This is a genomic window from Roseomonas sp. CCTCC AB2023176, from assembly GCF_042259275.1.
In the GTDB taxonomy this organism is placed as follows: domain Bacteria; phylum Pseudomonadota; class Alphaproteobacteria; order Acetobacterales; family Acetobacteraceae; genus Roseomonas.
In genome coordinates, this window is record NZ_CP170086.1 from 4,529,346 (window position 1) to 4,543,078 (window position 13,733).

13 protein-coding genes are annotated in these 13,733 nt (G+C 71.5%); 6 read left to right on the forward strand and 7 right to left on the reverse strand.

Going from position 1 to position 13,733, the window contains the following annotated elements; translation table 11 throughout:
- The first annotated feature begins 6 nt into the window (after positions 1-6).
- Positions 7-867, forward strand: a complete 861-nt coding sequence (locus ACE7GA_RS22715) for an alpha/beta fold hydrolase (RefSeq protein WP_376091969.1) — start codon at positions 7-9, stop codon at positions 865-867.
- A gap of 60 nt (positions 868-927) precedes the next feature.
- Here the strand turns inward: ACE7GA_RS22715 and ACE7GA_RS22720 are convergent, their stop codons facing one another.
- Positions 928-1,113 carry a CsbD family protein gene (locus ACE7GA_RS22720; protein WP_376091972.1) on the reverse strand — a complete coding sequence of 62 codons (186 nt, stop codon included), beginning with the start codon at positions 1,111-1,113 and terminating at the stop codon, positions 928-930.
- Positions 1,114-1,242: 129 nt separating this feature from the next.
- Here ACE7GA_RS22720 and ACE7GA_RS22725 point away from each other — a divergent pair, with 129 nt between their 5' ends.
- The 3 genes from ACE7GA_RS22725 to ACE7GA_RS22735 all read left to right on the forward strand — a co-directional run bounded on the left by ACE7GA_RS22725 (position 1,243) and on the right by ACE7GA_RS22735 (position 5,804).
- A complete protein-coding gene (locus tag ACE7GA_RS22725) occupies positions 1,243-2,010 on the forward strand; it encodes an SOS response-associated peptidase (RefSeq protein ID WP_376091975.1) in 768 nt (255 codons plus the stop codon).
- Between the two features lie 52 nt (positions 2,011-2,062).
- Positions 2,063-3,334, forward strand: a complete 1,272-nt coding sequence (locus ACE7GA_RS22730; protein ID WP_376091978.1) for a M20 family metallo-hydrolase — start codon at positions 2,063-2,065, stop codon at positions 3,332-3,334.
- Between the two features lie 160 nt (positions 3,335-3,494).
- Entirely contained in the window at positions 3,495-5,804 is a 2,310-nt protein-coding gene (locus ACE7GA_RS22735) for a response regulator (RefSeq protein ID WP_376091981.1), read from the forward strand.
- Positions 5,805-5,828: 24 nt separating this feature from the next.
- Here the strand turns inward: ACE7GA_RS22735 and infC are convergent, their stop codons facing one another.
- Positions 5,829-6,353: a translation initiation factor IF-3 gene (infC, locus tag ACE7GA_RS22740; protein ID WP_376091984.1), complete on the reverse strand. Its 525-nt coding sequence runs from the start codon at positions 6,351-6,353 to the stop codon at positions 5,829-5,831.
- A gap of 65 nt (positions 6,354-6,418) precedes the next feature.
- Positions 6,419-8,392, reverse strand: coding sequence for a threonine--tRNA ligase (gene thrS, locus ACE7GA_RS22745; protein ID WP_376091987.1), 1,974 nt, complete (start codon positions 8,390-8,392; stop codon positions 6,419-6,421).
- Positions 8,393-8,570: 178 nt separating this feature from the next.
- Here thrS and ACE7GA_RS22750 point away from each other — a divergent pair, with 178 nt between their 5' ends.
- On the forward strand, positions 8,571-8,975 hold the full coding sequence (locus ACE7GA_RS22750) for a hypothetical protein (protein ID WP_376091990.1): 405 nt from the start codon (positions 8,571-8,573) through the stop codon (positions 8,973-8,975).
- Positions 8,976-9,173: 198 nt separating this feature from the next.
- On the opposite strand, the gene purU is transcribed toward ACE7GA_RS22750, so the two are convergent.
- Positions 9,174-10,037: a formyltetrahydrofolate deformylase gene (gene purU / locus ACE7GA_RS22755; protein ID WP_376091993.1), complete on the reverse strand. Its 864-nt coding sequence runs from the start codon at positions 10,035-10,037 to the stop codon at positions 9,174-9,176.
- A gap of 104 nt (positions 10,038-10,141) precedes the next feature.
- Entirely contained in the window at positions 10,142-10,573 is a 432-nt protein-coding gene (locus ACE7GA_RS22760) for a CBS domain-containing protein (RefSeq protein ID WP_376091996.1), read from the reverse strand.
- Positions 10,574-10,771: 198 nt separating this feature from the next.
- Here ACE7GA_RS22760 and ACE7GA_RS22765 point away from each other — a divergent pair, with 198 nt between their 5' ends.
- Complete coding sequence (locus ACE7GA_RS22765; protein ID WP_376091999.1) at positions 10,772-12,541, forward strand: monovalent cation:proton antiporter-2 (CPA2) family protein; 1,770 nt, start codon at positions 10,772-10,774, stop codon at positions 12,539-12,541.
- Between the two features lie 87 nt (positions 12,542-12,628).
- Here ACE7GA_RS22765 and ACE7GA_RS22770 read toward each other — a convergent pair whose 3' ends face one another.
- The gene (locus ACE7GA_RS22770) at positions 12,629-13,390 is read right to left on the reverse strand and encodes an adenylate/guanylate cyclase domain-containing protein (RefSeq protein ID WP_376092002.1); all 762 of its coding nucleotides are present in this window, start codon (positions 13,388-13,390) and stop codon (positions 12,629-12,631) included.
- Complete coding sequence (locus ACE7GA_RS22775) at positions 13,276-13,647, reverse strand: hypothetical protein (RefSeq protein WP_376092005.1); 372 nt, start codon at positions 13,645-13,647, stop codon at positions 13,276-13,278. The genes ACE7GA_RS22770 and ACE7GA_RS22775 overlap by 115 nt, the downstream gene beginning before the upstream one ends.
- Between the last annotated feature and the right edge of the window lie 86 nt (positions 13,648-13,733).

A 13,733-nucleotide genomic window follows, 5' to 3' on the forward strand; every position in this document is an offset into this window, starting at 1 on the left:
GGCTGGATGCGCGCGCGGCTTCGGGGCACGGAAATCTACTTCGACGTGGACGGCATGGGGCTGGTCCCCGACGGGCCGCGGATGCGGCAAAGGCCGGTCGCCTTCGTGATCCACGGTGGGCCGGGTAGCGACCACAGCGGCTTCAAGCCGGGCTGGTCGGCGCTGACGGACACCATGCAGCTTGTCTACTTCGACCACCGGGGACAGGGGCGGTCGGCGCGCGGCGACCCAGCGACCTACGACCTCGAGAACGCGGTGGAGGACATGGAGGCGTTGCGGCGCCATCTTGGCCTTGGGCCGATCGTGTCGCTCGGAACGTCCTATGGCGGGATGGTCGCCATGGCGCATGCGGCGCGGTATCCCGAGGCGGTGTCGCACCTCGCGCTGATGGTGACGGCGGCACATGGCGGGTTCATCGAACGCGCGCAGCGGGTCATGGCGGAGCGCGGGACGCCGGAGCAGCAAGCGGCCTGCGAGCGGCTCTGGGCTGGCGCGTTCACCGACGAGGCGGCGCACAAAGGCTTCTACCGGGCTATGGGTCCGCTCTACGCCGTGAGGCACGACCCCGCGGCGGCGGCGGACGGCGTCGCGCGGATGATCCATTCGCCCGCGGCGCTGAACGCAGCCTTTGGGCCGGGCGGGTTCCTGCGATCTTTCGACCTGCGGCCGCTGCTGCCGCGGATCACGGCGAGGACGTTGATCATCGCCGGCGCGCGGGACTGGATCTGCCCGCCGGAGTTCTCGGCGGAGATCCACGCGCTCATGCCGGGAAGCGACTACGTGGTGTTCGAGGACAGCAGCCATTCGCTGCGCGTGGACGAACCGGAGCGGCTCTTCGCCGCCCTGCGAGAATTCGTGTCCCGCTGACGCGCGAAGGGCGGCCGGCGTTCCCGCCGACCGCCCCCCTACCATCCGCGAGGTCGTGAATCAGACCTTGTCGATCGTATCGCGCGCGGCGTCCTTGGCCCCGCCGTAGGTGTTCTGCACCTTGCCCTCGGCCTTCTGGGCCGCGCCCTCGGCCTGAGTCTTGGTGTCGCCGGTGACCTTGCCGACGCCTTCCTTGATCGCGCCGCCCACCTGCTTCGCGGCGCCCTCGATACGGTCCTTGTCCATGCGACTCTCCTCTGGTTCGTGGTCTACGGGTCCATAACGGCCGCGCGCCGCCCGGGTTTCCGCTTGCGGCGGGGGCGGAAGCGGCACAGGTGAACGCGAAACCGGGAACATGGGCGGGAGCGGATCGGGATGTGCGGGCGCTACTTCCTCCAGCGCGACCCGGCGGGGATCGCCGACTACTACGGGCGGGGCGAGCCACTGCCGACGCCAAACTTCGCGCCGAACTGGAACGCGGCGCCAACGCAGGACATGCCCGTCGTTCGCCGGCACCCGGAAACCGGGGCGCGGCACCTGGACGTGCTGCGCTGGGGGCTGGTGCCGCGCTGGGCGAAGGATGCCGCGGGAGGGGCGCGGCTGATCAATGCGCGGTCGGACGGGATCGCGGACAAGCCGTCCTTCCGCGACGCCTTCGCCAAGCGGCGCTGCCTCGTGCCGGCGGACGGGTTCTACGAATGGCTCACACCGACCGAGACGGCGGAGAAGGCGCGGTCGAAGGACCCGAAGCAGCCCTATGCCGTCGCGCTGCGCAGCGCCGAACCGATGACGCTCGCCGGCATCTGGGAGGGCTGGAAGGACCCCGATGGGAACTGGCTCCGCACCTATTCGATCATCACGACCGAGGCGAACGAGAAGCAGCGGCCGCTCCACCACCGCATGCCCGTGATCCTGTCGCGGGAAGCCTGGAGAGCCTGGCTCGGCGAGGAGCCAGCAGAAGCGCAGGACCTGCTGGACCTGCTCCGCCCCTGTCCGCCGGAATGGCTGGCTTGCTGGCCCGTGCCGAAGCGGGTGAATTCGGTGCGGGAGAACGATGCCACCCTGATCCGGCGCGACCCGTCGGTGCAGGCGCCGCCGGGGCTGGACGACCCCTCCCCTTACGAGGCCCCCCACCAGGGTTGATCTGCGGCCAGGTGGCAGCGAAACAGTCTCGGATTTTCCCGAAGGACGGACGATGAGCACCAGCGTGGCCCCGAACCTCGTCTACGCCGTCAGCGAGCAGCGGCAATGGGACCGGCTGATGGAGCTGGCGCAGATCGGTGCGATCACCGGCGCGGACGGCTCGCCCGGCGTGAACCGCGCCTGCCTGACGCCGGGGGACCGGCAGGCGCGGCGGCTGATGATCCGTTGGGCGACCGACCTGGGCCTGACGGTGTCCGTGGACGAACTCGGCAACCTGTTCCTGCGGCACGAGGGGACCGAGGCCGGCGCGGCGCCCGTGCTGACCGGCAGCCACATGGATACGCAGCCCAACGGCGGCCGCTTCGACGGCATCTGGGGCGTCGTCGCGGGACTGGAGGCGGTGCAGGCCATTCGCGAAGCCGGGATCGCTACGACGCGACCGATCGAGGTCGTCGCCTGGACCAACGAGGAAGGCGGCCGCTTCGCGCCGGGCTGCATGGGCAGCATGGCTTGGGCGCATCATTCCCCGCCGAACACCTGGGACGGCGTGACGGATCCGGACGGCGTGACCTTCCGCGCCGCGCTGGACGAACACCTGCGGGAAGAAGCCGACCTGCCGCGACGCGACCTCGGCGCCCACCGGCCCTTCGCCTATGTCGAGGCCCACATCGAGCAGGGTCCGGTCCTGGAGACCGAGGCGAAGGACATCGGCGTCGTCACGGGCATCCAGGGCAGCCGCTGGTTCGTCGTGGAAATCCGCGGGGAGACGGCGCATGCCGGCACCTCCCCCGTCTCCCTGCGACGGGACGCGGTGCAGGACTTCATCCGGGCAGCGACGGCGCTCAACGCGCTGATGTCCGACCCGAACGACGTGCTGCGCTTCACCATCGGCCGCGTCGAGGTCCTGCCCGGCTCGTCCAACACCGTGGCCGACGTCGTCCGCTTCACGATCGACTTCCGGCACCCCGACAAGGAGATGCTTCTGACGAACGGCGACGCGATCGAGAACACCATCCGCACCGCCGTGAAGAACTGCGACGTTACGATCTCCGAGCGCTTCCATGCCCTGCCCGCGGCCTTCGACCCGCTGGTGATGGATGCCGTCGAGGACGCGGCGCGCTCCCAGGGCCTGTCCAGCGCGCGCATCCCGAGCGGGGCCTTCCATGACGCCCAGTTCGTCGTCCCGATCTGCCCGACCGGGATGATCTTCGTGCCGTCCCGCAAGGGCATCAGCCACAACCCCGCGGAATACACGGAGGCGTCGCAGCTCGCGAACGGCGCGCGGGTGTTGGCGGCGACGCTCGTCACCCTCGCCGGCCGCTGAGCGGCGCGGGCGCCCGAAGGCCCCGCCGCCGCATCACCGCAGCGTGACGGCGGCCCGGCCGGACGCCGATGGATCGGCAAGCAAAACCGCGTCAACATCGATGAGCGTTCCGTGTGCGTATCGGCGGAATAGCGGGAGGAACTTCGGAATCGCCCGGAACATGCGCCCCGTGCGCCGCGCCCTGCCCGTCTGGGCGCATCTCACGATCTTCACCCTTTCCATCGTCGTGCCGCTCTGGTGCCTCCTCGGTGTCATCGCCTGGAACGCGGTGCGGCAGGCGCGGGGGGACTATCAGCAGCAGACGATGCTCGTGACCCGGAACCTGGCCCTCGAGCTCGACCGGGAACTGGCGAGCCTCGGCGGGCTGCTTCGGCCGCTCGCGACCTCGCCCGCCCTCCAGGACGGGGATCTCCGGCGCTTCCACGAACAGGCCGTGCAGATCGCGCCGGAGGGCGGCGCCATCGTCCTGCGCGATGCCTCGCGCCAGCAACTCGTCAATACGCTGTTCCCCTTGGGCACACCGCTGCCGGTCAGCACGGCGCCGGCGGTGGTCGCGGCGGATGAATGCGTCTTCCGCACGCGGGCGCCCTGCGTCTCCGACCTCTACGTCGGCACGACGGACCGGCAGCCCTACGTTCTGCTGAACGCGCCGGTGTTCCGGGACGGGCAGGTGGCCTATGCGTTGAACGTCGCGGTGCGTGCGCGCCACCTCGCGACGTTGCTCGCGCCCCAGCGACTGCCGTCGGGCTGGGCGGTCTCCATCCTCGACCGCACCGACCGGATCGTGGCCCGGTCGGTCGAGCATGACCGCTTCGTCGGGCAGCTCGCCAACGCCGCTCTGCGCGGCACGAGCGAGACCGCGGATGAAGGCAGCCTGCGCACCGTCAACGTCGCGGGCGTGCCGGTCTGGGGCGCCTATGCCCGGCTGCCCGGCTGGGGCTGGCGCATCGCGGTCGGCGTGCCGGAGGCGGTGCTGGGCGCGCCGCTCCGCCAGTCCCTCATCTCCCTCGGGGTCGCGGGGCTCCTGGCGCTCGGGCTCTCCGTGGCAGCGGCGCTCGTCTATGGCCGGCGGCTCGCGCGGCCGATCCAGATGCTCGGCCGGGCCGCGGGGCAGGTCGGCCGCGTCGAAGTGCTGCCCCGGATCCCCGGCTCGATCCGGGAGGTGGAACAGGTCTCCGCCTCCCTCTCCGAAGCGAATGCGGGCCTTCGGGCATCCATCGCCGAACGCGACCGCGCCCAATCCGAGCTGCGACGCCTGAACGAGGACCTCCAGGCCCGAGTCGAGGCGGAGGTCTCGGCCCGTGAGGAAGCGCAGGCCCGGGCTGCGCACGCCCAGCGGATGCAGGCGCTGGGGCAACTCGCGGGCGGCATCGCGCATGACTTCAACAACGTCCTCCAGGCCACGACGGGCTGCGCGGCCACCATCGAGAAGCGCGCAACGGATCCGGAGGCGGTGCGCCGCTTCGCCGCGCTGATCCTCACGGCCTCGGCGCGCGGGAGCTCCGTTACCCGGCGGCTGCTGGCCTTCGCGCAGCGGGGCGACCTGCGGGCGGAGCCAGTGGACGCGAGCGCACTCCTCGCCGGTCTGCAGGAGATCCTGTCGCATACGCTGGGATCGCATATCGCGATCCGGCTCGCCGTCCCGCCGGCGCTGCCGCCGGTCTTCGCGGATCGCGGTCAGTTGGAGACGGTGCTCGTCAACCTCGCCACCAATGCCCGCGACGCCATGGATGGCGGTGGCGTCCTGACCTTCTCGGCGAGCCGCGAGGTGGTGGCAGACCGGGCACAGCCGGCCCCCGCCGGCCTGGCGCCCGGGGAATACGTGCGCCTGTCGGTCGCCGACACGGGGACGGGCATGAATACCGCGACGCTCGCGCGGGCCGCCGAGCCCTTCTTCACGACGAAGGGCCTGGGCCAGGGGAACGGGCTGGGCCTGGCGATGGCCAAGGGGTTCGCCGAGCAATCCGGCGGCGTCCTGACCATCGAGAGCGCACCGGGCCTCGGGACCACCGTCGCGCTCTGGCTTCCCGTCCGGCGGGTCGAGGCGACGGGCGCCACCCCGCCGGCGGCTCTCGCCGGGCCCCGGCCGGCCGGCAGCCGGCCTCGCGTCCTCCTCGTGGAGGACGAGGAGGTCGTGCGGGAGGTCCTTGCGACGCAGCTCGCCGACGAGGGCTACGAGGTCCTGGCGGTCGCAAACGCCGAGGAAGCGCTGGCCATCCTCGGCCGCCTCGGAGCGCCGGACGCCATGGTAACCGACCTGAACATGCCGGGCATGAACGGCATCGACCTGATCCGCCGGCTGCGGGCCGCGGGGACGGCGGTGCCGACCGTGCTGCTGACGGGCAATGCCGAGGACGGCGCCTCGCTCGCCCTGGAGGGCGCGCTGACGCAGAGCTTCAGCATGATGCGCAAGCCGGTCCTCGGCGCCGAGCTGGCGGACCGGCTGGCTTCCCTCGCCGCCCCGGCCTGACCGGGGACGGCGGATCGCGCCGCGTTACTTCGGCGCGAGCACCATGATCATCTGGCGGTTCTCGAGGCGGGGCATGGATTCCACCTTCGTCGCTTCCGCCATCTCGTTCCGGATGCGCTCCAGCACCTTCGCGCCGAGTTCCTGGTGCGCCATCTCGCGGCCACGGAAGCGAAGGGTGACCTTCACCTTGTCGCCTTCTTCGATGAAGCCCTTCATCTGGCGCATCTTCACGTCGTAGTCGTGGTCGTCGATGTTGGGACGAACCTTGATTTCCTTGATCTCGACGACCTTCTGCTTCTTCCGCGCCTCGTTGGCCTTCTTCTGCTGTTCGTACTTGAACTTGCCGAAGTCGGTGATCTTGCAGACAGGGGGGACCGCGTTAGGACTGATTTCCAGCAGGTCCAGGCCGACTTCATAGGCGCGGGCGAGCGCCTCGCGCGCCGACATGACGCCGAGCATCTCGCCTTCCTCGTCGATGACGCGGATCTGGGGGGAGCGGATCTCCTCGTTAACGCGTGGGCCGGTCCGTACGGGCGGAGCAGCAGGCATTGGGCCTCGGGCCAGGGTGGTCTCCTCTGGAAGTGGTGTCGCGACGTGAGGTTATGGGGTGCCGGTCAGGCCGCCGCAACGGGAAACGGCATGGGGGCGGCCGCCGGCGATGCGAGGTCCGGAGGGGCAGCCTCCGCGGCGAGCATCCGGGCCGCCTCGGCGAGGGGCAGGGTCTCCTGCTCCCGGCCGGGGAGTCGACGGAGGACAACGTTGCGCTCCTCCGCCTCCCGCCGGCCGACGACGGCCAGGATGGGGACCCGCGCCTCGATATGCTCGGCGACCTTGCGGTTGATCTTCTCGTTCCGGATGTCGGTCGTGGCGGCGAGGCCGGCGGCACGAAGCGCCGCGGCCACCTCCTCCGCGTAGGGCGCGGCGTCGTCCACGATGGAGGCGACGACGACCTGCACCGGCGCGAGCCAGAGCGGGAAGCGGCCGGCATGCTGCTCGATCAGGATGCCGATGAACCGCTCGAAGGAGCCGAGGATGGCGCGGTGGAGCATGACGGGGCGGTGCTTCGCCCCGTCCTCGCCCACGTATTCGGCGTCCAGGCGCTCCGGCAGGACGAAGTCCACCTGGAGCGTGCCGCACTGCCAGTCCCGGCCGATGGCGTCGCGGAGGACGAATTCCAGCTTCGGCCCGTAGAAGGCCCCCTCCCCCGGGTTCAGCTCGTACAGCACGCCGGCCGTGGCACAGGCATCGCGCAGCGCGCCTTCCGCCCGGTCCCAGGTCTCGTCCGTGCCGGCGCGGACGGCCGGGCGGTCGGAGAACTTCACCCGGAAGGATTCGAAGCCGAGGTCGCGGTAGATGGAGGAGAGCAGGTCCACGAAGCGGACCGTCTCCGGCCCGATCTGGTCCTCCGTGCAGAAGATGTGCGCGTCGTCCTGCGTGAACGCGCGTACCCGCATGATGCCGTGGAGCGCGCCGGACGGTTCGTAGCGGTGGCAGGAACCGAACTCGGCCATGCGCAGCGGCAGTTGCCGGTACGACTTGATGCCCTGGTTGAAGATCTGGACGTGGCAGGGGCAGTTCATCGGCTTGAGGGCGAGGACATGGTCCTTCTCGGACTCGTCCTCGACGGTGGCGATGAACATGCTCTCCCGGAACTTCTCCCAGTGCCCGGACTCGATCCAGAGCTTGCGGTCCACGAGCTGGGGCGTCTTCACCTCGTCGTAGCCCGCGGCGTCGAGGCGGCGGCGCATGTAGCCCTCGAGCGTCCGGTAGAGGCGCCAGCCCTTGGGATGCCAGAAGATGGACCCGCGCGCTTCTTCCTGCAGGTGGAAGAGGTCCATCTCCGCGCCGATCTTGCGGTGGTCGCGGCGCTCGGCCTCCTCGATCTGATGGAGGTAGGCGTCCAGTTCCTTCTGGTCGCGCCAGGCCGTGCCGTAGATGCGCGACAGCATGGCGTTGCGGTGGTCGCCGCGCCAATAGGCGCCGGCCACCTTCGTCAGCTTGAAGGCCGGGCCCACGTCGCCCGTGCCCCGAAGGTGCGGGCCGCGGCAGAGGTCGATCCAGTCGCCCTGCGAGTAGAGGCTGATCTCCTCCGTCGCAGGCAGGTCGCGGATGAGTTCGGCCTTGTAGCGCTCGCCCTTGGCCTCGAAGAAGGCAATCGCCTCCTCGCGCGGCATGACGGAGCGCACGAAGGGCGCGTTGCGGGCGATGATCTCGCGCATCTTCGCCTCGATCCGCGGGAAGTCCTCCGGCGTGAAGGGCTCGTTGCGGGCGAAGTCGTAGTAGAAGCCGTTCTCGATGGACGGGCCGATCGTGACCTGCGTGCCCGGGTAGAGTTCCTGCACCGCCTCGGCCAGGACGTGCGCCGTGTCGTGCCGGATCATGCCCAGCGCCTCGGGGTCCTTGCGCGTGATGAAGCGGACGCGCGCGTCGGAGGCGATCTCGGCCGCCAGGTCCTTGATCGCGCCGTCCACCTCCATCGCCAGAGCGGCCTTCGCCAGGCCGGGGCCGATGGACGCGGCCACGGTGGTCCCCGTCACCGCCGCGTCGAAGTGGCGGACGGAACCGTCGGGCAGCGTGATCGCGGGCATAGCGGGAAGGTGGATCCTACGGGGCCGTGGAAAAAGGGCCGGAGCGATGCCAGCGGGGGCGTGGGGCGTCAAGCAGCGCGGTCCCGCTCGTTGCACGAGGCTCACGGCCGTGATGAAAGGATGCCGCGCCTGGGGTTTCTCTCCCGGGCGATGCCGGTTCCCCGAGGCAGGTCCTTCCTTGTTCAGCCCTCCGCTCCCGTCCCGCCGGGCCGTCCTGGCGCTCGCCGCTACCCTTCCCCTCGTCGCTGCCTGCGGCCGCACCGCTCCCCTGGAGACCATCGAGCGGCAGGCCTTCCTGCAGAGGGGCACCCCGGAGCAGCGGGCAGCCCAGATCAGGCAGGCGGGGACGGAACTCGGCTGGCGAATGATGGATCTGACCCCGGGCGTGATCCGCGCGACCCTCCTCATTCGGTCGCATTCCGCCACGGTGGACATCCCCTACGACGCGACGGGTTTCGAAATCCGCTACGTCGCGAGCACCAACCTGAACGAGGGTCGGTACAACGGGACCTATATCCACCCGTCCTACAACTTCTGGGTTCGACACCTGCAGCGCCGGATCCTGGCGACGCCGGTCGCCTGACCCTCCGGTTGGAGCCACGGCGATCCGGGGATGCCGTTCCCGGAGCTTACCATCACGGGTCGTTCGGTCTTCCGCGCCGGCGCGCTTGCGGTGGTTCCAATGCGCCTCGCCGGTGCCCCGATCCCGCCGGCGCGGGGTGCGTCCTCGACCGGCAACGCGCCCGTGGAGATCCGAGCGCGGCAGGCGGTGTGACCCGGCTCAGTCCCGGAACACCACCGTCCGCGACCCGTTCAGCAGCACACGATCTTCCAGAACCCAGCGCAGCGCCCGGGACAGCACGCGCCGCTCGATGTCCCGTCCCTGGCGGACGAGGTCGTCCGGCGTGTCGGCGTGGGAGACGCGCTCCACATCCTGTTCGATGATCGGCCCCTCATCCAGGTCGGCGGTCACGAAGTGCGCGGTGGCGCCGATCAGCTTCACCCCGCGCGCATGGGCCTGGTGGTAGGGCCGCGCGCCCTTGAAGCCCGGCAGGAAGGAGTGGTGGATGTTGATGCACCGCCCCGACAGCTTCGCCGCCAGCCCGTCCGACAGCACCTGCATGTAGCGCGCGAGGATGACGAGGTCCGTCCCCGTCTCCCGCACCAGGCGCCAGACCTCCGCTTCCTGCTCCATCTTCGTGTCGCGGGTCACGGGCAGGTGGCGAAACGGCACGCCGTCGAAGTCGAGGTGCGCGTAGGTGTCGCGCGCGTGGTTGGACACGATCGCCGAGAACTCCATCGGCAGTTCCCCGAGCCGCCAGCGGTAGAGGATGTCGGCGAGGCAGTGGTCGAACTTGGAGACCATCAGCATCACGCGCCGGCGCACCGCCGTGTCGCGCAGCGTCCAGGTCATGCCGAAGCGGGCCGCGATCGGCTCCATCCCCGCACGCAGGCCGGCGACGTCCAGCGCGCCCTCCGGGTGGTCCACGACGATGCGGGCGAGGAAGCGCCCCGTCGCGCCGTCGTCGAATTGTTGCGCTTCCCGGATGTTGCCGCCGCCTTCGAAGATCAGGGTGGAGACGGCGGCGACGATGCCCCGGCGGTTGGGGCAGGACAGCGTCAGGACATGTGGCGCGGATGGCATGGCGCCCCCTTGGCCCGGCGCGGCGCGGAAGCCAAGGGGGCGGCGTAACGACCAGGCGTGCCGGAGGGCGCGCCCCGATCAGACGCCCCAATCAAGCGCCCCGATCAGGCCGCCGTCACGTACTCCCGCAGCGTCTGCGCCTCGTGCTCCGCCTCCTCGATCCGCGCCTTCACGAGGTCGCCGATGGAGATCATGCCGAGCAGGGCACCGCCCTCCATCACCGGCAGGTGGCGGACGCGGCGGTCCGTCATCAGCGCCAGCGCCTCGCCGATCGTCGTCGCGCGCGTCACGGTGGACAGCACCTGGGTCATCAGCCCCTGTGCGGGGGTGTGGTCCGGCGCCTCGCCGTTCCGGGCCATGCAGCGGACCAGGTCGCGCTCCGACACGATGCCGACCACCCTTCCCTCCCCGTCGCGGACGAGGACGGCGCCGATGCGGTGGCGGGCAAGGACCTCGGCGATCTCCCGTCCCGAGGCGTCGGGCGGGACGGAGACGACCTCCGCCCCCTTGGTGTGCAGGATTCGCGCAATGGTCATGTGGTCCTCCCTGGATCGCCTCTGCGGGCCGAAGGGCGGAAGCGTGCCCAGCGGGACCGGCGTGCCGCAAGGAAAAGGGCGCGGCCTCACGCGCCTGGGATCGGCGACGCGCCACCTTGAACGGCGCGGCACCGATAAAGCACCCTGCGGCCGTCCAGACCGCGCCGCATCCCGGCCCCGCAACCTTCCGGAGGCCCCGTGGCCGACACCGCCCATGCAACCTCGCTCCTCGAGCCTGTCGTGCTGCTCGCAACCGCGGTCATCGCCGTACCGCTGGCGAAACGGGCGGGGCTCGGCTCCGTCCTCGGCTACATCGCGGCGGGCGTCGCGATCGGGCCCTCCGTCCTCGGCCTCTTCTCCGAGCCAGGGCGCGTGTCGGGCATCGCCGAACTCGGCATCGTCCTGCTGCTCTTCATCATCGGGCTGGAGCTGAACCTCGGGCGGCTCTGGTCCATGCGGCGTGACATCCTGGGGCTCGGGACGGCGCAGGTCGTCGTCTCCGGCGCGGTGATCGCGCTCTACCCGCTGCTGGTCGCGGGACGCAGCCTTCCCGCTTCCATCATCGCCGGCCTGGGCCTCGCGCTCTCCTCCACGGCCATCGTCATGCAGATGCTCCAGGAACGGGGCGAGGTGGAATCGCCGCACGGCCGCACCGCCTTCGCCGTGCTGCTGATGCAGGACCTCGCGATCGTGCCGCTGATCGCGCTCGTCGCCGTCCTCTCCCCGTTGCCGTCCGCGGACGACACGCCGGCCTGGCTGGCGGCCGCACAGATGCTGGCGGCCGTCGCCGCCGTCGTGCTGGCCGGGCGCTTCCTCCTCAGCCCCTTCTTCGGCCTCCTCGCCCGCTTCGGCGCGCCGGAGATCATGACGGCGGCCGCCCTCCTCGTCGTGCTCGGCGCGGCGGGGCTGATGCAGCTCGTCGGGCTGTCCATGGCCGCCGGTGCCTTCCTCGCCGGCGTGCTGCTGGCCGAGTCGAGCTACCGCCACGAGCTCGAGGCGGACATCGAGCCCTTCCGCGGCCTCCTGCTCGGCCTCTTCTTCCTCTCGGTCGGGATGAGCGTGGATCTCGCGGTCGTGCGGGACAACCTGCTGTCGCTGATCGTCGCCGCGACCGTGCTGACGATCACCAAGACCCTCGTCATGTACGGCCTCTCCCGCGCCTTCGGGCACGACCACGGGACGTCGGTGCGCGCGGCGCTCCTCCTCTCGCAGGGTGGGGAGTTCGGCTTCGTCCTCTACTCCGCCGCGGCGACAGCCGGGGTCATGCTGACGGACCATGCCAGCCTGCTCGTCGCCCTCGTCACCCTCTCGATGCTGCTTACGCCCTTCGTTTCCCGACTCGCGCCGCTGCTCGCGCGCGACGCCGCCGCGGCCGAGCCCGAGGAGGACTTCTCCGACGCCCGCGGGAGTGTCCTCCTCATCGGCTTCGGCCGGGTCGGGCAGATGGCGGCCCAGGTGCTGCTGCGGCACGGGGCCGCGCTGACGATCATCGACAGCGACGTCGAACAGGTCGAGGCCGCCGCGCGGTTCGGCGCGCGCGTCCACTACGGGGACGGCACGCGCCTCGACGTGCTGCGCGCCGCGGGCGCCGGCCGGGTCAGGCTCATCGCCGTCTGCACGGATCGGCAGGAGACGACGACGCGGATCGTGAGCATCCTGCGGGAGGCCTATCCCGACACGCCGCTCGTCGTGCGCTCGTTCGACCGGCGCCACTCCCTCGAACTGCTCTCGCACGGGGTGGCCGAGGTGCGGGAGACGCTGGAATCCGCCCTGCTGCTCGGCGGCCAGGCGCTGCGGCAGCTCGGGGCGAGCGAGGACGAGGCCGGCGCGGCCATCCGCTACGTGCGGGACCGCGACCGTCAGCGCCTCGACGCGCAGCTCCAGGGCGACACGGGCGACTTCCAGGACCGCTACCGCATCCGCCCCGAGCCGCTGCAGCAGCCGGCGAAGCAGGCCGCCCCGCTCTGAGCTGCCCGAGGCGGGCCTGAGGCGACCCGGCGGCGGGGCATGGATGCGCGGGGCCGCGCCGCGGCGGCCGCCGCTCCCCGGCTCCGCTTACTTCCCGCCGGGCGAGATCTCCAGCGTGCAGAGGCCATCCCGCAGGCGGTCCAGGTGGAACCGCGCGACGGGATCGCCGGGCAGGAGCCGGTCCAGCGCTTCCAGCCGCGCCGCCGCGCGCGCGGCCTCGCCGGCGCGGATTGCCTCCACGGCGCCCGCGTGCAGCGCGGCCGCCTCCGGTCCGCCGCGGTGCGGCACCAGCACCGGCGTGGACGCGGCGCGGCCGGAGAGCGCGACCTCGCCCACGAGGCGGAACGCCCCGCCCGCCGCCCCCGCCGTCGTGGCGGAGACGAGGACCGTGGTCCCGAGGAAGCGGTTGAGCGATTCCAGCCGCGCGGCGACGTTCAGCGTATCCCCGATCGCCCCGTATTTGAGGCGCGACCGGGTCCCCAGGTTGCCCACCAGCGCCGCCCCGGTGTGCACGCCGATGCGCGTGCGCCCGAAGGCGACGCCCTCCTCCCGCAGCCGCGCCGCGAAGCCGGCCGCGAAGGTGTCCATGTCGAGCGCGGCGCGCACCGCGCGTGCGGCGTGGTCCGGCTGCTCGACCGGCGCGCCGAAGAGCGCGACCATGCCGTCGCCGATGAAGTCGTTCACCAGGCCGCCATGCCGCATGACGGCCGTGGCCAGCCCCTCGAAGTAGTCGTTCAGCAGTTCCCCGAGCCGGGGCGCCGGCAGGCTTTCCGCCAGGCCCGTGAAGCCCTCGATGTCGGTGAACAGCGCGGTGATCTCGCGGTGCTCGCCGCCCAGCCGCGGCGGCACCTCCGCCGCGAGGAGCGACCGACGAGGCGCGGATCCATGTAGTGCTCGAAGCTGCGCCGGATCTGTGCCCGCTGCCGGTGCCCGACGCCGAGCAGCAGCCAGGCGGAGAGCGTCGCCGCGAGGAGGAGGGCGATGGCGGCGGGCGCGCCCGGGAGGAGCCAGCCCGCCCCGAAGGCGAGGAACGACCCGCCCAGCGCGAGCCCGACCCCCAGCAGGACCAGCCCGCCGGCCAGGATCGCGAAGGCAGCCGGCGGCACGGCGAGGGGAAGCAGCGCCCCGAGGGCCGCCCCGGCCGCGACGACCGCGTGCTCCAGGCCGCGCGGCGGGGCCGCGGCGCCGCAGG